25 protein-coding genes are annotated in these 23,448 nt (G+C 60.7%); 8 read left to right on the plus strand and 17 right to left on the minus strand.

Translation table 11 applies throughout. The features are described 5' to 3' along the window. Positions 1 to 4 precede the first annotated feature (4 nt). Positions 5 to 718 (plus strand): SDR family oxidoreductase, encoded by a 714-nt coding sequence (locus tag CD351_RS10925; RefSeq protein ID WP_111992675.1) that lies wholly within the window; start codon positions 5 to 7, stop codon positions 716 to 718. Between the two features lie 211 nt (positions 719 to 929). Then, entirely contained in the window at positions 930 to 1,274 is a 345-nt protein-coding gene (locus CD351_RS10930; RefSeq protein ID WP_040464309.1) for a PilZ domain-containing protein, read from the plus strand. Positions 1,275 to 1,294: 20 nt separating this feature from the next. Here the strand turns inward: CD351_RS10930 and CD351_RS10935 are convergent, their stop codons facing one another. From CD351_RS10935 to CD351_RS10950, 4 genes are read right to left on the minus strand one after another with little or no spacing between them, the layout of a single operon-like run. Then, a complete protein-coding gene (locus tag CD351_RS10935; RefSeq protein WP_111992676.1) occupies positions 1,295 to 2,485 on the minus strand; it encodes a serine hydrolase in 1,191 nt (396 codons plus the stop codon). Positions 2,486 to 2,505: 20 nt separating this feature from the next. Beyond that, positions 2,506 to 3,741 carry a cyclopropane-fatty-acyl-phospholipid synthase family protein gene (locus tag CD351_RS10940; protein WP_111992677.1) on the minus strand — a complete coding sequence of 412 codons (1,236 nt, stop codon included), beginning with the start codon at positions 3,739 to 3,741 and terminating at the stop codon, positions 2,506 to 2,508. 44 nt (positions 3,742 to 3,785) lie between these two features. Then, the gene (locus CD351_RS10945; protein WP_111992678.1) at positions 3,786 to 5,177 is read right to left on the minus strand and encodes a deoxyribodipyrimidine photo-lyase; all 1,392 of its coding nucleotides are present in this window, start codon (positions 5,175 to 5,177) and stop codon (positions 3,786 to 3,788) included. A gap of 14 nt (positions 5,178 to 5,191) precedes the next feature. Beyond that, complete coding sequence (locus CD351_RS10950; protein ID WP_111992679.1) at positions 5,192 to 6,148, minus strand: metal-dependent hydrolase; 957 nt, start codon at positions 6,146 to 6,148, stop codon at positions 5,192 to 5,194. Positions 6,149 to 6,246: 98 nt separating this feature from the next. On the opposite strand from CD351_RS10950, the gene CD351_RS10955 reads away from it, so the two are divergent. Both CD351_RS10955 and CD351_RS10960 read left to right on the plus strand, forming a co-directional pair. Next, on the plus strand, positions 6,247 to 7,197 hold the full coding sequence (locus CD351_RS10955; RefSeq protein ID WP_111992680.1) for an alpha/beta hydrolase: 951 nt from the start codon (positions 6,247 to 6,249) through the stop codon (positions 7,195 to 7,197). Beyond that, complete coding sequence (locus CD351_RS10960) at positions 7,194 to 7,667, plus strand: RNA pyrophosphohydrolase (RefSeq protein WP_111992681.1); 474 nt, start codon at positions 7,194 to 7,196, stop codon at positions 7,665 to 7,667. Before CD351_RS10955 ends, CD351_RS10960 begins: the two co-directional genes overlap by 4 nt. A 5-nt stretch (positions 7,668 to 7,672) precedes the next feature. Here the strand turns inward: CD351_RS10960 and CD351_RS10965 are convergent, their stop codons facing one another. The 8 genes from CD351_RS10965 to CD351_RS11000 form a co-directional block, all read right to left on the minus strand. After that, positions 7,673 to 8,344 carry a glutathione S-transferase family protein gene (locus tag CD351_RS10965; protein ID WP_111992682.1) on the minus strand — a complete coding sequence of 224 codons (672 nt, stop codon included), beginning with the start codon at positions 8,342 to 8,344 and terminating at the stop codon, positions 7,673 to 7,675. A gap of 16 nt (positions 8,345 to 8,360) precedes the next feature. Beyond that, positions 8,361 to 8,855: a tetratricopeptide repeat protein gene (locus CD351_RS10970; RefSeq protein WP_234027113.1), complete on the minus strand. Its 495-nt coding sequence runs from the start codon at positions 8,853 to 8,855 to the stop codon at positions 8,361 to 8,363. A gap of 60 nt (positions 8,856 to 8,915) precedes the next feature. Further along, entirely contained in the window at positions 8,916 to 10,097 is a 1,182-nt protein-coding gene (locus CD351_RS10975) for an RsmB/NOP family class I SAM-dependent RNA methyltransferase (protein WP_111992684.1), read from the minus strand. Continuing rightward, on the minus strand, positions 10,094 to 10,372 hold the full coding sequence (locus CD351_RS10980) for a hypothetical protein (protein ID WP_162627695.1): 279 nt from the start codon (positions 10,370 to 10,372) through the stop codon (positions 10,094 to 10,096). Before CD351_RS10980 ends, CD351_RS10975 begins: the two co-directional genes overlap by 4 nt. Positions 10,373 to 10,381: 9 nt before the next feature. Further along, positions 10,382 to 11,836, minus strand: a complete 1,455-nt coding sequence (gene guaB, locus CD351_RS10985) for an IMP dehydrogenase (protein ID WP_111992686.1) — start codon at positions 11,834 to 11,836, stop codon at positions 10,382 to 10,384. A gap of 105 nt (positions 11,837 to 11,941) precedes the next feature. Then, positions 11,942 to 12,157, minus strand: coding sequence for a hypothetical protein (locus CD351_RS10990; protein WP_111992687.1), 216 nt, complete (start codon positions 12,155 to 12,157; stop codon positions 11,942 to 11,944). Positions 12,158 to 12,232: 75 nt separating this feature from the next. Next, positions 12,233 to 13,717: a M20/M25/M40 family metallo-hydrolase gene (locus CD351_RS10995; RefSeq protein ID WP_162627696.1), complete on the minus strand. Its 1,485-nt coding sequence runs from the start codon at positions 13,715 to 13,717 to the stop codon at positions 12,233 to 12,235. Beyond that, the gene (locus tag CD351_RS11000) at positions 13,714 to 14,466 is read right to left on the minus strand and encodes a 3-hydroxybutyrate dehydrogenase (protein ID WP_174214268.1); all 753 of its coding nucleotides are present in this window, start codon (positions 14,464 to 14,466) and stop codon (positions 13,714 to 13,716) included. Before CD351_RS11000 ends, CD351_RS10995 begins: the two co-directional genes overlap by 4 nt. 125 nt (positions 14,467 to 14,591) lie before the next feature. On the opposite strand from CD351_RS11000, the gene CD351_RS11005 reads away from it, so the two are divergent. Both CD351_RS11005 and CD351_RS11010 read left to right on the plus strand, forming a co-directional pair. Beyond that, on the plus strand, positions 14,592 to 15,443 hold the full coding sequence (locus CD351_RS11005) for a neutral zinc metallopeptidase (protein ID WP_111992690.1): 852 nt from the start codon (positions 14,592 to 14,594) through the stop codon (positions 15,441 to 15,443). Between the two features lie 25 nt (positions 15,444 to 15,468). Next, positions 15,469 to 15,966, plus strand: a complete 498-nt coding sequence (locus CD351_RS11010; protein ID WP_234027114.1) for a hypothetical protein — start codon at positions 15,469 to 15,471, stop codon at positions 15,964 to 15,966. Positions 15,967 to 16,078: 112 nt separating this feature from the next. On the opposite strand, the gene CD351_RS11015 is transcribed toward CD351_RS11010, so the two are convergent. Together CD351_RS11015 and CD351_RS11020 are read right to left on the minus strand one after the other, a co-directional pair. Then, a complete protein-coding gene (locus tag CD351_RS11015) occupies positions 16,079 to 17,749 on the minus strand; it encodes a M56 family metallopeptidase (RefSeq protein ID WP_111992691.1) in 1,671 nt (556 codons plus the stop codon). Further along, positions 17,746 to 18,144: a BlaI/MecI/CopY family transcriptional regulator gene (locus CD351_RS11020; protein ID WP_111992692.1), complete on the minus strand. Its 399-nt coding sequence runs from the start codon at positions 18,142 to 18,144 to the stop codon at positions 17,746 to 17,748. Before CD351_RS11020 ends, CD351_RS11015 begins: the two co-directional genes overlap by 4 nt. 159 nt (positions 18,145 to 18,303) lie before the next feature. Here CD351_RS11020 and CD351_RS11025 point away from each other — a divergent pair, with 159 nt between their 5' ends. Beyond that, entirely contained in the window at positions 18,304 to 19,812 is a 1,509-nt protein-coding gene (locus CD351_RS11025) for an esterase-like activity of phytase family protein (protein ID WP_162627697.1), read from the plus strand. Here CD351_RS11025 and CD351_RS11030 read toward each other — a convergent pair whose 3' ends face one another. Next, a complete protein-coding gene (locus tag CD351_RS11030; protein ID WP_234027115.1) occupies positions 19,813 to 20,832 on the minus strand; it encodes a C13 family peptidase in 1,020 nt (339 codons plus the stop codon). Between the two features lie 144 nt (positions 20,833 to 20,976). Between CD351_RS11030 and CD351_RS15740 the strand changes: the two genes are divergently transcribed. Beyond that, positions 20,977 to 21,126: a hypothetical protein gene (locus CD351_RS15740; RefSeq protein WP_162627698.1), complete on the plus strand. Its 150-nt coding sequence runs from the start codon at positions 20,977 to 20,979 to the stop codon at positions 21,124 to 21,126. 90 nt (positions 21,127 to 21,216) lie between these two features. Here the strand turns inward: CD351_RS15740 and sdhA are convergent, their stop codons facing one another. Together sdhA and sdhD are read right to left on the minus strand one after the other, a co-directional pair. Further along, complete coding sequence (sdhA, locus tag CD351_RS11035; protein ID WP_111992694.1) at positions 21,217 to 23,061, minus strand: succinate dehydrogenase flavoprotein subunit; 1,845 nt, start codon at positions 23,059 to 23,061, stop codon at positions 21,217 to 21,219. Continuing rightward, on the minus strand, positions 23,061 to 23,447 hold the full coding sequence (gene sdhD / locus CD351_RS11040; RefSeq protein WP_007164415.1) for a succinate dehydrogenase, hydrophobic membrane anchor protein: 387 nt from the start codon (positions 23,445 to 23,447) through the stop codon (positions 23,061 to 23,063). Before sdhD ends, sdhA begins: the two co-directional genes overlap by 1 nt. Between the last annotated feature and the right edge of the window lies 1 nt (position 23,448).

Consider the following 23,448-nt stretch of genomic DNA (forward strand, 5'->3'; position numbering starts at 1 on the left):
CCCCATGACCGACACAAAACCTCTTGCAGGGCGCACCGCCCTTGTCACCGGCGCGAGCAAGGGCATTGGCGCTGCGACCGCTATCGCACTGGCCGAGGCCGGCGCGCATGTCATCCTCACCGCACGCAAGGTGAAGGCGCTCGAAGCCATCGAGGACCGCATTCATGATGCGGGCGGGACGTCGACCATTGCACCGGTCGACCTGACCGAAACCGACGCGGTGTCGCGTCTTGCCTCCGCCATCTCGGGGCGCTGGGACACGCTGGATATTCTCGTGATTTCAGCGGCCTACCTGCCAGAGCTGACACCGCTTCCGCAGATTGACCCGAAGCAGTTCAACACCGCGATCTTGACCAATGTGGTCGCAACGCAAGCGCTTCTCGCGGCCTTTGACCCGCTCCTTCGACGAGCTGAAGCGGGGCGGATTGTCGGCCTGACCAGCAGCGTTGGCGCCAATCCGCGCTCTTTCTGGTCTGCATATGGATCGACCAAGGCGGCCTTCGACAATTTGCTCGAAAGCTATGCTGCCGAGGTCGAGAAATTGAGCCCGCTGCGCGTCGCCATCGTCGATCCCGGCGCAACGCGCACCGATATGCGTGCTCGCGCCTATCCCGGAGAAAAGCCCGAGAGCGTCAAGCCGCCGGAAGCGGTGGCAGAGCGTATTGTCGCCCTGCTTGCCGAAGACTTCACGACAGGTCACCGCGAACGCGTCGACTAGGTGACCGGGGCGGGATCTCGCACTGGTAGTCCTGTCTGACGTCAAAATATCATTTCAGCTTGGAAATCGGGCGCGACGGCAAAGAAATTCGCCTCTTACCCAACTGTTAACCTTCCTATGCAACAGTCTCGCAAGTGTACCCGGTGAAAGACGGTCGAACCCGTTCCACCGGCAAAGAGACCACAAGCTGTTTGGAGAAGGTAGCAGGCTTATGCCTACCGACCAGAAACGATACGAAATGGCAGCGCAGGAAGATCGCTGCTCACCGCGCACACGCCTCACGATTCCGGCGACCCTTCGGGCGTCGGGCGGCCGCGCATTTCAAAGTGTGGTTCACGACCTGTCGATTTCAGGATTTTCGGCGGCATCGATCAATCGCATGCACGAGGGCCAGATGTGCTGGCTCACCCTGCCCGGCCTCGAATCGCTTCAGGCCGAAGTGGTGTGGTGGGACAATTGCATCGTCGGCTGCGCATTCACCGAGCTTTTGAGCCCGATCGTGCACGACAACATCCTGCAGCGTTACAGCAACACCGGCGTCTATCGCCCGATGTAGCGCCGGATCACGGCAGCCGATCAGTCGGCCGCCGCGATCTTCCCGATCATCTGAAACCATTTGCCCCTGTTGGCACCCGTCGCCGTGGGCCAGTTGCTGACAATTGACACCACGAGGTCGTCGCCCGGCACGATCGTGATCGACTGACCGAAAATGCCCTGCGCGCCATAGCTTCCGGGATAGGTCCACCACTGGTAGCCATAGCCGAAGCCCGGACGGCTTTCGAAATCAACGAGCGAATCGCCAGCTTCGGCGAACCAGCCCTGAGGCACGGTGCCACCCCCGCCCTCAAGCGCGAAAATGCCCATGCGGGTATAATCCCCGAGAGTAAGCGACAGGCAGCACCCGCCGATATTACCTCCGCGCATGTCGGTCATCCAGAACAGTCCGCCTTCAAAGCCAGCAGGCTCGACGATCTTTTCCTGGGCATATTCGGCAAGCGACAGCCCGACAGCGTTTTCGATCACGAGCCCGATGAGATTGGTCTCGCCTGTCTTGTAAACCCATTTCTCTCCCGGCTCGGCTTCGCGTTCGAGCCCCTTCAGCTGCTCGACAGTCGCTTCAGGACCGTATTCGAGGACGAAGCGGGCCATCTGCGCGACGTCGCTGCTTGGGTCGGTGTAATCCTCGTTCCAGGCGACGCCGCTGGTCATGGTGGCGATCTGGCGCACGCTGACGCCGTCATAGGCTGAGCCGGCGAGGCCGGGCACGTATTTGGTCACGGGGTCATCGAGGCTCGCAATAAAGCCATCCTTCACCGCCGCGCCAAGCAAGGTCGAGGTGAAGCTCTTCGCGACCGAGAAGCTGGTCCAGCGTTGATCGGGCCCAAAGCCCAGCGCATAGTCTTCGAAACGCACCCCCCCGTCGTCCCAGACCATGACGCCGGCAGCGCCCGTTTCGAGCATCAGCGAACGGATTTCCTGCGCAAGCTCGGCAGGAAGCGGCGTTCCTTCGGCAAGCGGGCGCGGATTAGACGCAGCGGGCACTTCGTGGCCTGCGAACCAGCTTTCCATGTCGCGGAAACGCTCTGAGCGCTGCTCGTCGTTCCAGAACAGGATCTGCAATTCCGATGGATCGCGCTCTGGCGGCATCACCAGTTCCACCGCAGCGAGCGGCGCGGGCGCACTTTCGACGCCCTGAGCTGTGCCATAGCTGCACCCCGCCAGCGCAAGCGCGCTGACTGCAGCCAAGATCCCGAATTGCTTCTTCATCGAAGTCCCTCTCTTCTCGCTTATGCCTTGACCAGCGTCACCTGGTGAACGTCGATATTGCCCGAGCGAAAGCCGCCTTCGCAATAGCTGAGGTAAAACCTCCAAAGCCTGACAAAACGGTCATCGAAGCCCACGGGTAGCCGCCCTTCGCAATGCGCTTTGTCAAACTGTTCGCGCCAGATCTTCAGCGTGTCTGCGTAATCGAGCCCGAAATCGGTTTGGTCCCGCCATTCGAGCCCGCGCTCCTGTGCAAGCTGGCGAAATTCGCTCGACTTGATGAGTAATCCGCCGGGAAACACATAAGCCTGAATGAAATCGACCGTCCCGGCATAAGCCTCGAACAGGTCATCGGCCATCGAGATATACTGCACCCCTGCCCTGCCACCCGGCTTGAGGCTGCGTGCAATGCAATCCATGAAGGTAGGCCAGTATTCGCGCCCCAGTGCCTCGACCATTTCAACGCTTGCGATCGCGTCGAATGTGCCGCTTACGTCACGATAGTCCTGCTTGAGATAGCAAATATTGGGCGACGTGTTGGCTCTGGCAAAAGCAAGCTGCTCGTCGGAAAGACTGATCGCGGTGACATCGGCGCCTTTATTCGCGAGATGCTGTGCGAGCGAACCCCAGCCGCACCCGATCTCAAGCACGGTCTCAGGATTGCCGAGCCTCGCGCAAAGCGCCTCGTGCTTGCGCCTTTGCGCATCCTCAAGCGCATCGTCGCCAAGAGCGAGCGCACTCGAATAGGTCATCGTGGGATCGAGCCACTCGCGATAGAAGTCATTGCCCAGATCGTAATGCGCAGCGATGTTGCGCTGAGAGCCAGCGCGATTGTTTCGGTTGAGCCAGTGCGCCATCCGACCTGCCCACTTGAATGCGCCGGAGCTTCGAGCGGTATCGCCCAAGGTTCTCACATTGGCTGAAAACAGGGCGAACAAGGTCGTGAGATCGGGCGTTTCCCATTCGTCCGCTTCATAAGCCTGGTAGAAACCGATCACCCCTCCGGTTGCAAGTCGTACAAGCGCCCGCCAGTCCTTGAGGGTGATTTGCGCTTCGAAACCGGGCGAATGCCCGCCAAGCAAGCGGGTGTTTCCATCCGGCAAATGCGCGCGCAGCGAACCCGCCGCGAGGCCCGCGTCAATCCGGTCGAGGATCTTGCCGAAACCCGGCGCGATCAGACGTGAGAAGAACCCGGGTTGAGCGGCAAAACGCTCTCCCGAACTAAGCAATTGCTCTCCTCTGACCCCTTGCGCCGTCATGGCGCTTTCTTAGTCGCCCGCGATGCAAGCCCGCAAGTGCGCCCTCACCCGTTCTTCATGTCTTTATACGCCGAAAGCGCTCGCTCCCGGCCTTCCTTGTGCGCGATCATCTTGGGTAGATAGGCCTTGGGCAGGCAGTCATGCTCTTCGGGATCATGGATGTAGGGTTCATCGAGATCGGCAAGCTCGGGCACGTATTCGCGAATATAGCCGGCGCTGTCGAACTTTTCGCTCTGGGTGAGCGGCGCCATGATGCGGCTGAACATGTTGGAATCGACGCCTGTGCCAGCGTTCCACTGCCAGTTGACCGCGTTCGAAGAATAATCCGCATCGACCAGGCAATCCCAGAACCACTGCTCTCCCTTGCGCCAGTCGATCAGCAGGTGCTTGATGAGAAAACTCGCCGTGATCATGCGCACACGGTTGTGCATCCAGCCGGTCTGCCAAAGCTGTCGCATTCCGGCATCGACGATCGGATAGCCGGTCTTGCCCTGTTGCCATTTCTCGAGGTCTTTGGCGGCCTTCTCGTCGTTGTCCGGGTCGCGCCATGTGAGCTTGTCGTAATCCTCGCGATAATTGTCGCTCGCATAGGAGGGGTATTCGCAGATTACATTCGCCGCATAGTCGCGCCAGATGAGCTCGCTTTCGAAGCTGTTCCAGCCATCGGAACGTTTGTGCTTGAGCGCGTGCCAGACCTGCACCGGTGAAATCTCGCCGTGATGCAGGTGCGGCGAAAGGCGCGATGTTTTGTCGACGCTGGGGAAATTGCGCTTGTCTTCGTAATCGGACACGTGGTCTTCCCACTCCGACAGACGTTCGTGTGCGGCATCTTCTCCCACATCCCAGAAGTCAGCGATGCCGCCCGACCAGTCTGGCTTGGTCGGAAGCAGGTTCCAATCGGAAAGGTCGTCGCTCGCAGGCCAATCGTCGGGAGAGGAAAGCGTCTCCGGCTCCGGCAGCACATCGCGCGGGGGCAGTTCCTGACGGAGCGCTTTGTAGAAGGGCGTGTAGATCTTGTACGGATCGCCTGACCCGGTGGTCACGTGACCTGCGGGAAAAAGGTAGACGCCGTCGTAGAGCTGAAGGTCGATCTCGTCCTTGAGCTTCTTTTGCGCCTTTCGCCACCACGGCTCGTAATGCGTGTTCGCGTGGATCGTCTCCGCCCCCACGGCATTCGCAACCGCTGTCAGCTCTTCGACGGCATCCCCGCGTCGCAGGATCAGCCTTGCGTTGCGGGCTCCCAGGCTCTTTGCCAGACTTTCAAGCGAATGGTGAAGCCACCAGCGCGATGCGCCGCCCATCTTGTGATGTTCGGGCGCGTTATCGTCGAGGACATAGACACACACGACAGGGCCAGCTTTCGCGGCGTGATAAAGGGCAGGATTGTCGGCCATGCGCAAATCGCGCCTCAGCCACAGGATCTGTGGTTTGCTCATGGTACCAAAGCGTTTCAGTCGGGCACGAGTTCCATGCATTTCATATCCGGCAGGGTCAGCGCGAACCTGTCCCGCGCACGCGGATCGTAAAAGCGTGCGTCACGCAGAATAAGCGAGCCGTCGCGATTGCTCTCGCCAAAGGGCGCGCGTGACCAGAACAGGAAAGCATCAAGCTGCGAATTGGTCTTTCGCTCTTCGGTAAGGTCGGGAAACACGCATTGCTGGCTCACAGAGTGGCTGTACCCGTGACCGAACGCGACCCCGTCCCAGCTGCTCGAAATCCAGCGTCCGCTTTCCAGCCGAGCGATATGCTCCCGCTCCCAGAAGTAGAATGGCACGGGGGACGAGATATATTGCACCGGATAGGGCGCGCGATACTTCCCTCCGGCGTTGTAGTCGAACCAGGTGATCGCACCGTTCAGCGCGATATAGAGCAATGCGAGAACGCTTCCGATCCTTGCAGGGCGGGTCCAGTTGCCGCCGCCCCTTTCACGGCGGATCGACCACCAGATTGTCACCGACAAAAGCGCCCATAGCCAAAGATCGATGATGAACAGCGTGTCGCCATAGAACCACTGCGACGAGAACGGCTCAAGCAGGCGGACGCCGTACACGTTGAGCCAGTCTAGCGCAGGATGCGACAGGCAGCCCAGAAAGCTCAAGGCATAAAGCCAGCCAAAATGAACCGGCACGCGCCCCTCAGGCCGCTTGCCGCGCCCGGCTTGCCAGCGATCAAACGCCCAGAGCAATCCTGCAAGGATCAGAGGCAAAAGCACGAGCGCAGGCGGCCCGTGTGTGATCCCGCGCCGAAAGCCGAGATGCTCGGTCCCCTCCAGCCAAAAGAAGCACGCGGCATCAACATCGGGAAGGTTTGCTCCGATCACCAAGGCGGGCATCGCGAGACCGGTTTTTCTCTTGAGCCCGGTCTGCGCCATCACCGCGCCGACGAGACTGTGCGTGAGATTATCCATGAAGTGCTGCGTACCGCCCGCTCCCAATCTTTGCGAGTAGAAATGATCGATCCAAGCCTCTATCGCTTCACACCAAGAGAGATGGGAGAGAGCCGAGAATGTCCGATACCGCACCCTTTATCCGCCCCGACATGAAGATGTTTCTCGATGCGTTGGCAGCGATGGAAGGGCCGGCATTGGCGGATATGACGCTGGAAGAGGCGCGCGCATCCTATGTGGCGCTGCATGGCATGGCCGACCGACCGGCGCGCGATCTTCCGGTGATCCGCGACCTAAGCTGCCCCGGTCCCGCAGGCGACATTCCCCTGCGTCTCTACGATGCGAGAGAAACACGCGAGCCGGGTCCGGTCACCACCTTCTACCATGGCGGTGGCTTTGTGATTGGCGACCTTGAAACTCATCACGCGCTGTGCACCGAGATTGCCGCGCTGATGGATTTGCCGTTGGTCGCGGTCGATTACCGCCGTGCACCGGAGGCCCCCTTCCCTGCCGCTATCGAGGATTGCGAGGCGGCGACCCGGTGGATCGCTTCCTCCCCACAGGACCTGGGACGCGAAGTAAGCGGACTTGTCACGATCGGAGACAGCGCCGGGGGTAACGCGACAATCGTGGTCGGGCAATTGCTTGCCGACGAACCGGCGGCAGTGCCGGTCATTTTGCAGGTTCCGATCTTCCCACTCGCCAGTGCGGTAGAGGGGTCGGCGAGCTTCGAAGCGTTCGACGACGGCTTTGTCCTCACCCGCGCCGCAATCGAGTTTTTCGATGCGGCCTATGGCGCGGACCGAGCCGACGCGCGCGGTTTCCCGATCCTGGGTGACCATTCGAAGGCACCCCCTACGATTGTCGTAACCGCAAGCCTCGATCCTATCCGCGATTCGGGCCGGGACTACGCCTCGGCGCTCGCGCTGGCGGGTGCGGATGTGACCTTTATCGAGATCAAGGGCGTCACCCACTCCTTCACCAATCTGCGTCAGGCAGTGCCGAGCACGCAGGGCGATCTTGAGAGGATCGCTGCACACATGAAATTCCTGCTGGAGAATCCCTCTTGAACGATCTTCCCTACCGTCCCTGCGCTGGGTTCATGCTCGCGAACGAATACGGTGACGTGTTCGTTGGCGAACGCATCGATCCAAGCGCGCACGGTTTCTGGCAAATGCCGCAAGGCGGGATCGACAAGGGCGAAGACCCTGAAACTGCGGCCCTGCGCGAACTTGAAGAGGAAACCGGGGTCGGAGGCGCACTGGTCTCGATCATCGCGCCTGCATCAAGGCAGTTCCGCTACGACCTGCCGCCCGAGCTTCTGGGCAAGGTCTGGAAGGGGAAGTATCGCGGTCAGATCCAGCACTGGTATCTTGGCCGTTTCCTGGGCAGCGATGCGGATATCAACCTCGAAGCGCACAATCCACCCGAATTCCATGCATTCCGCTGGGTGAGCCCACGCGAATTGCCCGACCTGATCGTCCCGTTCAAGCGCGCAGTCTATGAAGAGCTGGTCGCGGAGTTTGCGCCGCTGATCTGATCGCTTCAGAAACTGAAGGTGATCTTGTCGCGATTGTCCTTGGCGCGCGCGGACCGGAACGAGGGCAATTCCTCGATCCGCTCAAACCATTGCGTTACCTGCGGGTAGCCATCGAGCTGCCCGCGCTCACGCGCGGCGAACATCGAATAGACCAGCGTGATATCGGCGGCTGTCAGATTGTCGCCTCCGAAGAACGGCTGTTTGGCGAGGTCGTTTTCCATCAGGTCAAACAGCGCATCGAAGCGCGGGCCAAGAAACAGCTTGTGCACCTGCGCAAAGACCGACTTGAGAAGTGCGCTGACCGGCCACGGAGCGCGGCTTTCAAGCAGTCCAAGGATCATCGCAACGCTCTGCAGGTTCATGAAGGACGCACCCGCTGCGTGATACCAGAAAAGATGGCGCGCCCGGTCCTTATGTCCTGCGCCGGGGCGAAGATCGCTGTCGGGGTAGGAGTCGAGGATGTAATCGATGATTGCATTGCTCTCCGCCAGCACAAGGTCACCATCAGTTACTACCGGAGCCGTGCCGAGCGGCGACAACGCCTTGTACTCCGCAGGCGCAAGGTTGGTTTCCGGATCGCGGTTGTAGCTTTTCAGCTCATACTCCGCGCCCAAAGCCTCAAGCAGCCACAGGATGCGAAAGCTCTGCGAATATTCAAGATGATGAAGTGTGAGCATTCTTGTATCTGCCAAATCAGTTGGCAGCGGATCCGTCCTCTGCGGTCTCCACCGCGAAGCGCGCGGGCGGGCCGGCAGCGATGCGCGCCTGAAGTGCCTGTGTTTCAGGACAGCTCTGGCCGCACATGCTTTCAAGACGAGCAAGATTGCGCTGCGCCTTGTCGACCGCGCCTTTCTCTACAAGCGCTTCCCCCTCGCCCGAAAGGGCTGCGAAATAATCGGGATTGCGGGCGAGCGCTTCGCGATAATAGCGGATTGCCTTGCCTTGCAGTCCGTCCTGACGCGCCGCTTCGGCAAGGCTGAGAAGGATAGGCGTGTAATCCGGATCGACAGCGAGCGCGGCTTCGAATGCATCGATCGCGCCCTGCGTGTCGCCCGACTCCAGCGCCGCTTCACCCTGTGCGATCAGAACCTGAGCGCGCGGATCGGCTTCCAGCTCGCCAGCGCTCGACACGCTCGCAACGGTCGCAAAGACCAGAGAGAGGGCAGCGGCAGCGGGCGCGAAACGCATGAAGAGCTCCTTGAAGTCAGCAAGCCGGGAAGATGGAGGCTTCGCCATAGTCGTTAACGGCTAGCATGCGAAACGTAAGTTTGCGACAAAAAAGCCGTCCGTACCGTCGTGGTACGGAGTGAGCCGATGCCCGTTCCCGCGTTTGCGTCCGACGGGCAGATCGACGCCTTCAGCCTCCCATTCCGGATGGCGGCTCATAAATGCTTCGACTTGCCCGGCGCCCTCTTCATCGAGCAGCGAACAGGTAACAAAAACTACGCTTCCACCGGGGCGAGCCAGCTTCGCGGCGATATCAAGAACATGCGCCTGCAACTTCGTAAGGCGGACAAGCTCCGCCTCGTCCAGCCGCCAGCGGCTTTCAGGATTGCGCCGCCATGTGCCGCTGCCTGAACAGGGCGCATCGATGAGCACGTGATCGGCTTTGCCTTCCCATGCCTCCAGCGCTTCCATTTCGCGGCCCGGATTGAGCAGGACCGTATGATCGATCTGCGCGCCCGCTCTTGCTGCTCTTGGAGCAAGATTGCCGAGGCGGCGTTTGTCGGTGTCAGCGGCAATAAGGCTGATGGCATTTGCGTGGCGAGCAGCCAGTGCGAGGGTCTTGCCACCCGCACCTGCACACAGATCAATTATCTTGTCGCCGGGCTTGGCATTCACCGCCTCGCAAACCCACTGGCTTCCGTGATCCTGTATCTCGACCAGCCCGTCGCGCCATTCGGGCCATTGTTCGACCTGCGTGCCTGAGGGAAAGCGAAGGCCGCCGGGCGCCAAAAGCGGTTCGCCCTGTTCCGGCAACTCAAGAGTTTCCCGATCGGCCTTGAGCGTGTTCACCCGAACATCAAGCGGCGCTCGGTCGAGCAGAGCCTGCGCTTCTTCACCTTCAATACCCGACTTCGAAAGCTCATCGACCAGCCAGGCAGGAGCGACGCCCGTAGTAGCCGTCGTTTCGCCAGCAGCGATCGGTCGCGGGCCATGGGTTGAGCCGTCAAACAGAGGCGCAAGGCTTTCGTCTTCATGAGCTAAAACCAGCATGGCCGAGCGCCCGTCTGACGGCACCGGGCCGCACAGCCTGACGGCGCGATACACAAGCTCGCGCACGGCGCGCCGATCCTTGGCCCCCGCATAGCGCCGGGCTTTAAAATATTCGGAGATCAACCGGTCAGCGGGCGCGCCCTTCCCTTGCGCGCCTTCGATGATAGCATCGAGCAGTTCGATGGCCGCCTGAACGCGGGCTGCGGGGGTCACTGGTCCTGCGCTTCGCTGGAACGCTTCCGCTTCTCGTCAAGCTTTTCGAAAAGGTTCTCGTATTCCTCGCCTTGCGGCACGGGTTCGCAGAATACTTGGAAGAACGTTGCGTTTTCATGCTCCATCGTCACACGGGCATGAACGACGCGCTCGCCATATTCACGGCACTCCGCCTCGGTCTCGAACAGAGCGGGATAGCGCGACAGTTCTATCTCGCCCGGCCCTTCATCGGGAATGGCGAGAAGGAACAGCATGAAGGGAATGATCTCAATCACGGCAGCACCTTATCGCGTCGGATAGTTCGGTGCTTCGCGAGTGATCGCGACATCGTGGACATGGCTCTCCGAAAGACCTGCGTTGGTGATGCGCACGAACTGGGCGCGGGACTTGAGGTCCTCGATCGTGGCAGAGCCGGTGTAGCCCATTGCCGCCTTGATACCGCCGACAAGCTGGTGGATCACGTCGGCCGCCGGGCCTTTGAAAGGCACCTGTCCCTCGATACCTTCAGGCACCAGCTTCATGGCGGATACGTCCTGCTGGAAATAACGGTCCGCACTTCCGCGCGCCATTGCGCCAACGCTGCCCATGCCGCGATAAGCCTTGTAGGAACGGCCCTGATACAGAAAAACCTCGCCTGGGCTCTCAGCCGTGCCAGCCAGCATAGAACCGACCATAACGGTCGACGCGCCAGCAGCCAGCGCCTTGGCGGCGTCACCCGAAGTGCGCAGACCGCCATCGGCGATGACGGGCACGCCCGACTTGGCTGCTTCTTCAGCGCTGCCCATGATGGCGGTGAGCTGCGGAACGCCGACGCCTGCGACAACGCGGGTGGTGCAGATCGAGCCGGGGCCGATGCCCACTTTAACGGCGTCGGCGCCTGCATCAATCAGCGCACGGGTTGCCTCGGCAGTCGCGACGTTGCCCGCAATGACCTGTACCGAGTTGGAAAGGTTCTTCACGCGCTCAACCGCTTTCGACACGTCCTTGTTGTGGCCGTGCGCAGTGTCGATCACGACGACATCGACTTCAGCATCGACCAGCGCCTCGGTACGCGCGAATCCTGCATCGCCCACTGTCGTCGCCGCCGCAACGCGCAGGCGACCGGCGGTGTCCTTGGTCGCGCTTGGGTAGTTCACCGCCTTCTCGATATCCTTGACCGTGATTAGGCCGATGCAACGAAATTCATCGTCCACCACCAGCAGTTTTTCGATCCGGCGTTGATGCAGCAGGCGGCGCGCATCTTCCTGGCTCGTGCCCAGTGGGACCGTTGCCAGGTTCTCGGTAGTCATCAGTTCGCGCACGGGCTGCTGCGGGTTCTCCGCAAAACGCACGTCGCGATTGGTCAGGATGCCGCAGAGCCTTCCTTCGGCGTCGGTCACGGGAATGCCGCTGATCCGGTTGGCTTCCATCATGGCCTGAGCATCGCCCAGAACCGCATCGGGCGAAATGGTGATCGGATTGACGACCATGCCGCTTTCAAAGCGCTTGACCGCGCGCACGGCAGCGCACTGCTCTTCAACGTCGAGGTTGCGATGCAGAACACCGATCCCGCCCAGTTGAGCCATGACAATCGCCATGTCGGCTTCGGTCACGGTATCCATCGCGCTCGAAAGTACGGGGATGTTGAGGCCAATCTCGCGCGTCAGCTTGGTCTGCGTGTTAGCCATGCTCGGCAACACACTGCTCTCCGCAGGTCGCAGAAGAACGTCGTCGAAGGTAAGACCAAGGGGAATATCCATGTGCACGCGGCTGCTTTCTTTTGATGGAGCGATTCGTGCACGCCCATGTAGGACGGGTTTGGGTCAGGCGCTAGTGGGCTGTGAAGACAGTTCGCCGGGCCGGTGTCAGCCGGTCATTCCGGTTACACGTACCTCGCCTCCCAAATCGATGACCTTGCCGCGCACCATGCCGGAGATGTGGGCTTTTGCCCCCGCCTCGACGATCACGTCCCCGCCGATCATTCCCGAGATTTCGATATCCGCACCGGCGGGGACGAGAACGTCACCGCGAGCCATGCCCGAAAATTCACCGTTAGTCGGAAGGCGTTCTGGGTTGCTCATTGCAGTCTCCTCTTTAGAAGCATCTGCTGCCTTACTACACCAATACACCCTTATCGCAAAATGCGCGAGCCGGAATCACGGTGCGGGCTGATAGCCAGCCAGACTTGCTACCCTGCGCACAAGCTCTTCGTGCAACAAAAGGTCGTCTATAGCGCCGCCCAGTTCGATACCTTCGACCTTGTCGCCAGGCCGGTGGTAGCGATCGGCCAGATAAGGCCCCAGCACGATTTCCGAAGCGAAGGCGCTGGAGAGGAAGACCGCCGGCACTCCTGCTTCGAGAAAGGCCCAACCATCCTGCCGGCGCACGAATTGCTCGGCAAATTCCTTGTTTCCCAGCTCCCGGCGGGCTTCGGCTGCTGTCTGCTTGATCGTCTCATCCAGCGCGGTTCGCCCTTCGCCGACGAAACCCAGCGCGGTTCCAGCAGGAGCGATCGCAACCGTGTCGAAATTGAACGCGGCAACGATGTCCTCAAGCGCAACCGAAGGCTGGGCGATGAAGGCTTTCGCGCCCAGCAAGCCCGACTCTTCGGCGCTGGTGGCGAGAACATAGATATCCCGATCGTGCGGTCCGCTCGCAGCCAGCCTGCGGGTCAGTTCGAGCATCACGGCGATCCCGCTCGCATTGTCGACCGCGCCGGTGCAGATCGGCTCCGGCGTATCGGGAGCGCAATCGCCCAGATGATCCCAGTGGCCCAGCAACATGACCGCACCCGACCCACGCACCGCCCCGGGCAACAGGCCGATCACGTTGTAGCTGGTGAATTCGCGCCGCTGGCTCCTCGCATCGAGTGAGGCGGTCGCCGAAATGGGAATGGGCACGAAGTTTTCATCCTGCGCCGCGCCGAGGAGGGATTGCCAACGATCTTCGCCGAGCAAACCGAGCATCACTTGATTGGTCACAAACGCGCTCACCTGATTTTGCTCTTCGCTCGCAAGGCCGATCCGCTCGCGACCATAGGCGCGGCTGACAGCTTCGATGGAGGAGGTGTCGTCGACCACGGTGATGATCGCAGCGGGCGAGCTTTCGAAAAGAGTGGCGCGCCGGCGCGGGCTTACTCCGGGTTCGCCCAGCATCACCACGACCTTGCCGGTAACATCCTCTGCAACAATGCTATCGGCCTCGCTCCCGACGAAGACCATTTCACCGTCCTCGATCAATCCGCGCCTGCCAGAAGTGAGAACGGCGGCCTGCCCCTGTTCCGGGACGATGTCGCGGCCATTGCGCTCGAATTCGATTGTTCCTGCATCGGGAATGCTTGCCACCAATTCTACCGGCGCGCGCCACGCGCTGCCCGGATCGTTCGTGCCCGAGACAAGCCCGGCAGCCTGCATTTCGTCGATAAGGAACTCGACCGTGCGCACTTCGCCATCGGTTCCCGGCTTACGCCCGCCGAATTCGGGACTCGCAAGCACCTCGATATCGCGCATCAAATTGGCTGCAATCAGTTCGCGCTCGGCAGTGGGTACGCTGGCGATCGGCGCGCGAGCGCAGCCTGCTATGCACAGGCTGACACAACAAATCAGGAATAGCCGCCCCCGGCCCGATAAGCGCCCCATCATTCGGCCGTCCATCCCCCATCGATGCTCCAGTTGGCGCCTGTGACATTAGCCGCAGCATCGCTGCACAGGAAGATCGCCATCGCGCCGACTTCCTCGGGCTGCACGAACTTCTTCGTCGGCTGCTTGGCCAACAGCACATCATTCATCACCTGCTCGCGCGTCATTCCGCGCGCAGCCATCGTGTCGGGGATCTGGTTTTCGACCAAAGGCGTCCAGACATAGCCGGGACTGATGCAGTTCGCGGTCACGCCATCCTGCGCCAGTTCGAGCGCAATCGTCTTCGTAAAGCCTGCAATCGCGTGCTTGCTGGCAACATAAGCGCTCTTGAAAGGAGATGCCGCGAGCGAGTGAGCGCTTGCGGTGTTGATGATGCGGCCCCAGCCCTTTGCCTTCATGCCCGGCACGGCGAGGCGCGTGGTATGAAAAACCGCCGACAGGTTGAGCGCAATGACGGCGTCCCATTTTTCCGGCGGAAAGTCCTCAACGGGCGCGACATGCTGCATCCCGGCATTGTTGACGAGAATGTCGACCGGCCCGACCTCTTCCATCATTCCCTCAATAGCCGAGGGATCCATGAGGTTCGCGCCATTGTAGGTCGCGCCCAGTTCCTCGCACAATCGCGCTATCTCGCCCTCATCGCCCAGTCCGTTGAGGATGATCTCAGCCCCTTCACGATGGAGCGCGCGCGCAACCGCAAGACCTATTCCCGAGGTCGATCCTGTTACCAGCGCGCGTTTTTCCGAGAGCATCGGGCACAATCCGTCGTTTCAGCCATTCAATTGACAAGCGTCTTTGCCTCACAGATTGCTGGTGTCCAGCAAAAGCTGAGCGACGAAGACACAGCGAGAATATATTTGATTGGAAGGACACGAGGATGCGCCTGAACCCCTTCAACACGAGCAAGATCAATGTCGGCACCACGGGAGGTGCCGGGCGAGCCGGTGGTATTGGGTGCGTCGGGATCGTCATTGCACTGATCGGTGCGGTCGTTTTCGGTGTCGATCCGCGCCAGACCCTCGGTATGATCGAAGGCGTGCAACAAAACTCGGTGTCTACGCAGGCGCCGCAAAACGAAGACGAAGCCGCGATCTGTTCGTCGAACGCATATGCGAACGAAACATGCGCTGCGCTCACATCGCTGAACGAAACCTGGGCGAGCACATTTGCCGCACAAAATGTCGAGTTCCGCCAACCCGCCTTGCGGTTCGCGACCAGTCAGCGTTTCGACACCGCCTGCGGCACCGCTTCTACCGGTATGGGTCCATTCTACTGCCCTGCAAACGAGACGATCTACATCGACACAGGATTTTACGACCAGCTGGCCAGAATGTCCGGTGAGAGCGGCGATTTCGCTCGGCTCTATGTAGTTGCGCATGAGTTTGGCCACCATATCCAGACGATCACCGGGATCAGCGGCCAGATCCGCAGCCTTCAGGCCTCAAACCCGCGCTCTGCAAATCAGCTCAGCGTTCTGATGGAATTGCAGGCTGATTGTTACGCCGGGGTATGGGCGGGCAAGAACCGCAACCTGCTAGATCCCGGCGACATGCAAGAGGGCTTGCGCGCGGCCAGTGCTATCGGCGATGATACCCTGCAACAGCGTTCAGGACGCCGGGCTAACCCTGAGACTTTCACCCACGGAACCAGCCGCCAGCGTCAGGAAGCTTTGCAACTCGGACTTAGGGGGGATGACCGTGCATGTGATGAGATTACGCAGCTTCGTTAGGCCAATCGGATCGGCGGGAATAGCAATGGGCCTCGCTCTTGCAGCCGCTTCGCCCGGCGCAGCACAGCAACGCGACGAGCCGGACGCAATGGACGTGGCTCGCACGCCGCTGGAAGATTTTAACATCGACAGCGACGACTTGCCCCCTGTCCTGATTGATGCCGCGACCGATCCGTACGATGTAGAAGGGCTGCTCAACTGCAATCACCTGATGGCCGAGATCGCTGCGCTCGATAACGCGCTGGGCGACGATTTCGATATCATGGTGGACGAGGAAGGGCGCAGGATCAGCGGCGGGCGATTGGCGAAAAGCGTTGTCGGCTCATTCATCCCCTTCCGCGGCCTTGTCCGCGAGGTCTCCGGAGCCAACAAACGCAGGCGCGAGTTCAATCAAGCTGTGACCGCCGGTATGGTGCGTCGCGGATTCCTGAAGGGAGTGGGCCGCGAACGCGGGTGCAATTACCCCGCCCGGCCTCGCACCGAACCGCCTGTTCTTCCGACAGAGCAGAACGACGGACAGTAGACGAGGATCAAAGCTGCAATAAGACAGGCCGACGCGCAACCGAGTTGCTCGCCGGCCTTCCTTTGCGCGAGAGAAAGGGTTCTCGCGCATGCGCCTGGTCAATGGGCGTTGATCAGCGTGACTTTTCTTCCCACCGCTCGATCTGCTGATCGAGCTCGCGCACCACGCGTGTGCGCATCTCGGCTGTCATGTCCCGGCTGCGAGCGATCTCGGCACGCGCCTGCTTCAATCCTTGAAGAGCTGACGCCATCACGCGCGCCTGACACAGGTGTACAAGGCGTGTGCCATCGGCATTGCGAACCGTGGTCGCCACCGCCTTGCTCGAAGAGTCGCAGCTTAGCCGGATGACGGTGCGCATTTCCTCTTCGGCAGCTTCTACCTCGGCCATGGCTTCTTCGAGGATTTCGGGCAGCTCATCGAGTTCCTTCTTGGCCTCGGCGAGTTCCTCACGCATCTCGATGATGACGCGCTCGCGTTCCGCGTCGCTCATGCCTTCGGTGCTCCACTCGCTCTTTTCGACCCAGCGCTGCACGTGGACACGGCTGTCGCCGTCGCTTTGGGTCCGGATAACGAAGACCTGCTCTCCATTTTCCGGATTTTCCGAGACGTCGACATCTACATCCACGTCTACGTCAATGTCAGGGTCAATCTCTTCGATCTCCTGAACCAGAGGCGCGACAGGCGCGACAGGCGCAACCGGGGGAAGTGGCGGCGCAGCAACGGCATTGGGTGCCGCAGGTGCAACGGGTGGAAGCGACGCATCGCTCGCAGCGTATGAAATTGACGCCGTCAAAGGCAGGGCCACGACCGCCGCACCGAGCATCAGGCGTCCGGCCAGGCGCCGGCTTTTTGGAGTGTCGTTCATCTTCAGGCTCCTCAAACGGTGAATTATCGATTTTTCGCCCAGCACCGGACACGCCATCGGCGCGGTCAAAGCATGATTGGGTGCGACACTCGGACTTGCGGCGAAGCTGACGATAAGGTTTGCGTAGGCTTCTCGCGTTTCGGAGCGCGTCTCAGCCGGACGCTGCGCCATCACGCGCGCATCGCATGCCGCTTCCTGGTCGCGCCGCAGAGCCAGCCAGCCATAATGTCCAAGCGGGGTGAACCAATGCATCGCGAAAAGCGGTTGTACGAGAACGTTGACCAGCAGGTCGCGGCCCTTGTGGTGCGCCAGTTCGTGCGCCAGTGCGAGGTCGCGCGCCTGTCGGTCAGGCTGTGCGAGAAAACCGGGCGGCAGTGCAACTACCTTGTCGATCACACCAAAGGCCAGCGGCGAGTTGGTCCCATGCGTTTCGACAAGACGGACCTTGCCTTCGCGGCCTACTTCGCTTGATCCATCGAGAAGTTCGTCCCGAAGCGCGAAATAGGCATGAAAGCGCGTGTAAAGAAAAATGGCGGCGCCGATCAGCCAAACTGCGATGCCAGCTTCAACTAAGAGTCCAAAGTCAAAGCTATGCGTCGGGGTAAGCTGAGTGGCGAGACCGGACGCCGCCGCCTCTGACTGCCCTGCTCCATTTTGTGTCGCAACTGGAGTGACGGGGTCGAGGATTACGAATTGTGTTTCGCTAATGGCCATTGGCTCGCCCACAGCTGGCGCATCAGCAGGACGCATCCATGCAGGAAGCTCAATCGGAGGCATAACGAGCCTGAGCGCGGGCAATGCCCACAAGGCATAAGCGACCTGTGGGCCGAACCAGCGTGTAACCGGGCGGCGAAGGACGAGAACCAGCGCGATGAGGGCGCCCGTCCATGCAAGCGTTTCTAGGAGCCAGCTGGTCATTGCTTCAGCTCCTTCAACAGAGCCTCGATTTCGCTGAGATCATCCTCACTGAGAGCTTCTGTCTCGGCAAGGTGAGCAACAAGCGAAGCCGCCTTCCCACCGAAAAGGCGATCGACCAGACGGCGCGATTCCCCGCCGACATAGTCTGCGCGAGCGATCAGCGGGCTGTAGAGGAACCGGCGACCATCGGGGCGCGTTTCGATTGCGCCCTTTTGAACGAGGCGCGAAAGAAGCGTCTTGACCGTAGCAAGGCTCCAGTCGCGCTTCTCACACACAACTTCGCATACCTGCGCTGCGCTGGCGATGCCGCGATCCCACAGGGCTTCCATAACGGCATGCTCAGCTTCGCTGATGCGTTCTGGCTTGTCAGCATTGTTCTCAGGGGACTTGGTCAAGCGTGCCTCCCTCTTCCACCGGTGGCTTGATTACGTCTGTAGTCACAGCGATTACGCTTGTAAACATTGCTGCTTCATGAATGACGCGCCTCCCGGCTTGCTCTTCTGCAAAGGGTCGATCAGAACGGACGAATGACTTGGAAGACAGCCATTTGTGCCATGTTGGCGACAGTGACGAGCGCGCCCGGCCTCGCGCAGGACGAGATTTTCGCGATCACGCAGCCGGTGGAACTTCGACAGAATGATCCGGAGAACATCGAAGTCGGCGAACTGATCTATCGCGGCGGGGTTGTGATCGAACCGGGTGAGGAGAAGATCGGCGGTATCTCGGGGCTCGAATGGCATGATGGCTTGCTTTACGCAGTCAGCGATGACGGCAAGTGGCTCACTATCGAACCTGACGAGATTAATGGTCGGCTGATCGATGTGCTCACAATCACTCGCGGCGACTTGAATGACGAGCGTGGCCGACGCTTGCGTGACAAGGAAGACGCCGATGCTGAAGCGATTACCCGTGATGCGGATGGAAACTGGCTCGTAAGCTTCGAACGCCGTCACCGTGTCTGGCGTTACTCCAACCTTGCCGAGGGCGCTGGAGCGGATCTTGAATACCCGCCGTCAATCCTCTTCGGAGCGCAAGGCAATTCCGGTATCGAAACGCTGGCCCAACTTGGCGACAGGCTGCTTGTATGCGGAGAATGGGCTGGAACTGATCGGGATAACTGCTCGATAGTCGTCGACGGCGGTGAGATCGCTTTCGAGGTCACGCCCCCTCCTGAACTTGCCGAACATGGCGGAGTACCGACCGACGCGGCCTGTGGATCGGATGGGACGTGCTACATCCTTTTCCGCAGCTATCGTGAAGGGCAGGGCAACCGGGCCGCAATCGTGGCCATGTCAATCGAGGGCGATACAGAAACGATCGCGAGTCTGCTGCCTTCGCTGACCCTCGACAATTTCGAGGGCCTCGCCCTGCGCGAACAGTTTGGCAAGACGTTCCTTTATCTCGTGTCGGACAACAACTTTTCCGAAAATCAGCGCACCCTGCTGATGAAGTTCGAAATCAGGCAAACCGAACCACTGATTGCGGCAACGCCCGAACCTGAGGTCAATTACGAAACCACCGATGTCGTGCTTGAAACCGAGATGGGCGACATAAAAATCCGGTTGGAGACCGAACGCGCTCCAATCACCGCCGCCAATTTCCTGCGCTATATCGACGAAGGCCGCTTCGACGGGACGGTGTTCTACCGCGCGATGAAGCTGGAGCGCGAACCTATGCCCAACGGCCTGATCCAGGGCGGTACCCAGTTCGACCCAGAACGCATCCTGCCCGGCATCCTGCACGAGCCTACGACGCAAACCGGCCTCAGCCACACCAACGGGGCGCTTTCGATGGCCATGGGCGAGCCGGGTACCGCCAATGGAGACTTCTCGATCATGCTGGCCGACCAGGTTGGCCTCGATGCGCAACCCGGTTCAAACGACCCGATATGGAAGAATGGTTATGCGGTGTTCGGCTATGTCATCGAAGGGATGGATGTCGTCTCGGCAATTCACGCCCTTCCCGCTGATCCCGACAAGGGCGAAGGCATGATGGTCGGACAGATCCTTGCCGATCCGGTGACTATCCTTGATGCGCGGCGGGTCGAGGAACCTGCCGAATAATCATTCGCCCACCGCTGGCCTGCCAACCTGAGCGCTAGCCACTCGGGGCATTCGCGCCTCGAGCGCGGGCAACCATGCGGCGACCCCGGCTCCGAAAGCGCTTTGCGGGAGCGACGCCAGCAAACGGCGCTCGCTTTCCCATCCTGCGATGGTCCTCCCGGCGGCGCGAACGGCCTCTGCAAGCGGTTGCGGTTCACGAAGCGCGCGATTGACCAGAGCATCGCCGTAGAACGTCCAGTCGTTTTCGGGTTCACAACCGAACGAATTGCGCGTCGCCGCTGCGGCGGTCAGGATCGCAGTGTCGCGGCCTGAAAGCGCAGGCACGAACACACCTGAATAACACGCAGAGATGATTAGGATGCGCCGCTCGATCCCAAGCTCCTCGAACACTTGCGCGAGCCTAGCAGGCGACAAGACGCCGTATCCTGTATCGCCGTAGTGGTAGGCGAGGCCAAGCTCATTACCGTGACTGGTGGTGTAGAGCACAAGCACGTCCTCGTCGGTGTCCATGAGCTCCGCGATATGAGCGAGGCTTACCAGCAAGCTCTCTATCGATCCGCGAGGCAGATCGTCGCGCGTGCCGTCCGGGCCTGCGAGCGTCAGGACGCGGTCATCCGCATCATAGCGGCGCCCTAACACCCGTCCCGCCTCACGCGCTTCGCGGGCGAAAACCGGATCACTGTCGAGTGCGACGCTGATGACATATGCATCGATCGAGCCCGACCGCTGGGGCGCAAGCGCGTCGAGCGAGCGGGCGAGGCGACGCCGCTGTTCCAGGAGAACGCGCGCAGGCTCTCCGCGCCTCAGTTGCGGAGCTTCCGCAAAGCTTTCCAGCATCTCCTCGCGCGTCTGACCGATCCCGATATTGGGAAACGGTTCGGTGTGCTCGGGAGGCTGATTGGGATCGTCCTGCGTCTCAGCCGACAGCGCGAGCGGAGCGGCGCACAGCGCGGCGACCAGGGTGATACGTGAGAGGGTGCGCAAAACCATCTCCACCTGTGTCACGGAGCCCGCCGCCATCGTCAAGCGCCATTGTATCCATCCGACAATTGTTGCCAGCTGACGGATCGCTACAATTCAGTGTCACCAAATCGAAGGTATCTAGGGCTCATCAAGCGACCCGCACTTCCTTCGGATCGCCATTATGCACGAAGGACAAGACAGATGAGTATTTCAGGCAAGCCTGCAACAACCGATGATCGCGTCGTCAAAATGCCCGCCAACCCTACGGCAGGGTTGTTCGGTCGGCGAATGACTACGCCTGCGAAGTTCCCGCGCTCTGTCGATGCCGGAACGACACCGCGCGCGGCCTGACCTGCGCCAGCACACACATATTGGTCAGCTGAACCGAAAAGCGGCGGCCTGATTGGGCCGCCGCTTTGCGTTTGGTCGCTGTGAAGCTGCTTAGTACACGCGCGCCTTTGGCTTGATGTACTCGGCATCCTCGGTGAGCGTGTATTCGTGCACCGGGCGGTAATCGATCTTGATATTGCCGCCATTGCCGCCCCAGCCTTCGAACCAAGCGATGGTGTGCTTCATCCATTCGGCATCGTTGCGATCTGGGAAGTCCTCGTGCGCGTGCGCTCCGCGGCTTTCCTTGCGGTTCGCTGCCGATGCGATGGTGACGTTGGCCTGGCTCATCAGATTGTCGAGCTCGAGCGTCTCGATCAGGTCCGAGTTCCAGATCAGCGACTTGTCGGTGACGTGGATGTCTTCCATCCGCTTGTTCTGCTCGGCAAGGATCTTGACGCCTTCGTCCATCAAAGCGGTATCGCGGAACACGGCTGCGTGCTTCTGCATCGCCTTCTGCATGTCCGCACGGATAGCCGCGGTGGGCGAGCCGCCTTCGGAATAGCGGAAGTGATCGACGCGAGAGAGTGCGAAGTCCGCGCTGTCAGCCGCCAGTTCGGGCTGACTGACGCCGGGCTTCAGCGTGTCCTTGAGATGCAGGCCGGTTGCACGGCCGAACACGACGAGGTCGATCAGTGAGTTTGAACCCAGACGGTTGGCCCCGTGGACCGACACACAAGCCGCTTCGCCCACGGCATAAAGGCCGGGGACCACGGTATCCGGGCCATCCTTGCCCAGGGTCACGACCTGTCCGTGATAATTGCACGGAATGCCTCCCATATTGTAGTGCACCGTCGGCGTCACCGGCAACGCCTCACGCGTCAGGTCGACGCCCGCGAAGATCTTTCCGCTTTCAGTGATGCCCGGCAGCCGTTCTGCTAGCACCTTGGGATCGATGTGGTCGAGGTGCAGGTGGATATGGTCGCCGTCTGCGCCATGCCCGCGCCCCTCACGCATTTCGAGAGCCATCGAACGCGACACGACATCGCGCGAGGCGAGGTCCTTCGCGCTCGGCGCATAGCGCTCCATGAAGCGCTCGCCTTCGGAGTTGGTAAGGTATCCGCCCTCGCCGCGCGCGCCTTCGGTGATGAGCACGCCTGCGCCGTAAATGCCGGTCGGGTGGAACTGGACGAACTCCATGTCCTGCAGCGGGAGCCCGGCGCGCAGCACCATGCCGCCACCATCGCCGGTGCAGGTGTGAGCGGAGGTGGCGGTGTAATAACAGCGACCATAGCCGCCCGTTGCCAGAACCACGCTCTGTGCGCGGAAGCGGTGGATCGTGCCATCGTCGAGGCACATCGCCATCACGCCGACGCACTTTTTCACACCGTCAACATCCGCCATGATCAGGTCGAGCGCGAAGTACTCGATGAAGAAATCGGCATCGTATTTGAGGCTCTGCTGATAGAGAGCGTGAAGCATTGCGTGGCCGGTGCGGTCAGCGGCAGCGCAGGTGCGCTGGACCGGCGGGCCTTCGCCCATATTCTGCATATGCCCGCCGAACGGTCGCTGGTAGATTGTGCCGTCTTCATTGCGGCTGAAAGGCACGCCTGCATGCTCCAGCTCGTAAACGGCCTGCGGAGCTTCGCGAACGAGGTATTCGATAGCGTCCTGATCGCCCAGCCAGTCCGATCCCTTCACGGTATCGTACATGTGCCATTGCCAGTGATCGGGCGAGTTGTTGCCGAGGCTCGCCGCGATGCCGCCTTGCGCGGCGACGGTGTGCGAACGGGTCGGAAACACCTTCGAGATATTCGCGGTGCGCAGGCCTGCTTCGGCAGCGCCGGTCGTCGCACGAAGGCCCGAGCCGCCAGCACCCACGACAACCACGTCGTACATGTGATCGATAATCTTGTAATCGCCCTTGAAAGAGGCGCCAGATGCGGGAGTGCTGGCCATCAGGCTGCTCCTGTAAGTGCGAGGCTGGCAACGCTGAAGATTGCGAAAGCGCCGCCGCCGAAAGCTGCGAGGTTGAGCGCTGAGAGCAGCGCGAATTTCGATCCGGGCTCGTGGATATAATCCTCGATCACGACCTGGAGGCCGAGCCGGGCGTGGTAGAACACGCTGATGATCAGGAGGATCATCGGGACAGCGGCAATCGGCTGCGAAAGCCAGCCCGAGACGCTCTGATAGCTGAAGTCTGGGAGCAGAACGAAGCTGAGAATCAGCCAGGTCATCAGGACAAGGTTGCCGATCGCAGTGGTGCGAGCCGCAAGCCAGTGATGCGCTCCATGATGCGAGGAGCCAAGACCGCGGACTTTACCGATGGAAGTGCCGTTACCCATG

It is taken from the genome of Erythrobacter sp. KY5 (assembly GCF_003264115.1).
Classification (GTDB): Bacteria; Pseudomonadota; Alphaproteobacteria; order Sphingomonadales; family Sphingomonadaceae; genus Erythrobacter.

Bases quoted from the DNA above. Each gene is read 5' to 3' on its own strand.
- CD351_RS10925 (WP_111992675.1), top strand. From the start codon at position 5: ATGACCGACACAAAACCTCTTGCAGGGCGCACCGCCCTTGTCACCGGC.
- CD351_RS10930 (WP_040464309.1), top strand. From the start codon at position 930: ATGCCTACCGACCAGAAACGATACGAAATGGCAGCGCAGGAAGATCGC.
- CD351_RS10935 (WP_111992676.1), bottom strand. From the start codon at position 2,485: ATGAAGAAGCAATTCGGGATCTTGGCTGCAGTCAGCGCGCTTGCGCTG.
- CD351_RS10940 (WP_111992677.1), bottom strand. From the start codon at position 3,741: ATGACGGCGCAAGGGGTCAGAGGAGAGCAATTGCTTAGTTCGGGAGAG.
- CD351_RS10945 (WP_111992678.1), bottom strand. From the start codon at position 5,177: ATGAGCAAACCACAGATCCTGTGGCTGAGGCGCGATTTGCGCATGGCC.
- CD351_RS10950 (WP_111992679.1), bottom strand. From the start codon at position 6,148: ATGGATAATCTCACGCACAGTCTCGTCGGCGCGGTGATGGCGCAGACC.
- CD351_RS10955 (WP_111992680.1), top strand. From the start codon at position 6,247: ATGTCCGATACCGCACCCTTTATCCGCCCCGACATGAAGATGTTTCTC.
- CD351_RS10965 (WP_111992682.1), bottom strand. From the start codon at position 8,344: ATGCTCACACTTCATCATCTTGAATATTCGCAGAGCTTTCGCATCCTG.
- CD351_RS10970 (WP_234027113.1), bottom strand. From the start codon at position 8,855: ATGCGTTTCGCGCCCGCTGCCGCTGCCCTCTCTCTGGTCTTTGCGACC.
- guaB (WP_111992686.1), bottom strand. From the start codon at position 11,836: ATGGATATTCCCCTTGGTCTTACCTTCGACGACGTTCTTCTGCGACCT.
- CD351_RS10990 (WP_111992687.1), bottom strand. From the start codon at position 12,157: ATGAGCAACCCAGAACGCCTTCCGACTAACGGTGAATTTTCGGGCATG.
- CD351_RS10995 (WP_162627696.1), bottom strand. From the start codon at position 13,717: ATGATGGGGCGCTTATCGGGCCGGGGGCGGCTATTCCTGATTTGTTGT.
- CD351_RS11000 (WP_174214268.1), bottom strand. From the start codon at position 14,466: ATGCTCTCGGAAAAACGCGCGCTGGTAACAGGATCGACCTCGGGAATA.
- CD351_RS11005 (WP_111992690.1), top strand. From the start codon at position 14,592: ATGCGCCTGAACCCCTTCAACACGAGCAAGATCAATGTCGGCACCACG.
- CD351_RS11010 (WP_234027114.1), top strand. From the start codon at position 15,469: ATGGGCCTCGCTCTTGCAGCCGCTTCGCCCGGCGCAGCACAGCAACGC.
- CD351_RS11015 (WP_111992691.1), bottom strand. From the start codon at position 17,749: ATGACCAGCTGGCTCCTAGAAACGCTTGCATGGACGGGCGCCCTCATC.
- CD351_RS11025 (WP_162627697.1), top strand. From the start codon at position 18,304: ATGTTGGCGACAGTGACGAGCGCGCCCGGCCTCGCGCAGGACGAGATT.
- CD351_RS11030 (WP_234027115.1), bottom strand. From the start codon at position 20,832: ATGGCGGCGGGCTCCGTGACACAGGTGGAGATGGTTTTGCGCACCCTC.
- CD351_RS15740 (WP_162627698.1), top strand. From the start codon at position 20,977: ATGAGTATTTCAGGCAAGCCTGCAACAACCGATGATCGCGTCGTCAAA.
- sdhA (WP_111992694.1), bottom strand. From the start codon at position 23,061: ATGGCCAGCACTCCCGCATCTGGCGCCTCTTTCAAGGGCGATTACAAG.
- sdhD (WP_007164415.1), bottom strand. From the start codon at position 23,447: ATGGGTAACGGCACTTCCATCGGTAAAGTCCGCGGTCTTGGCTCCTCG.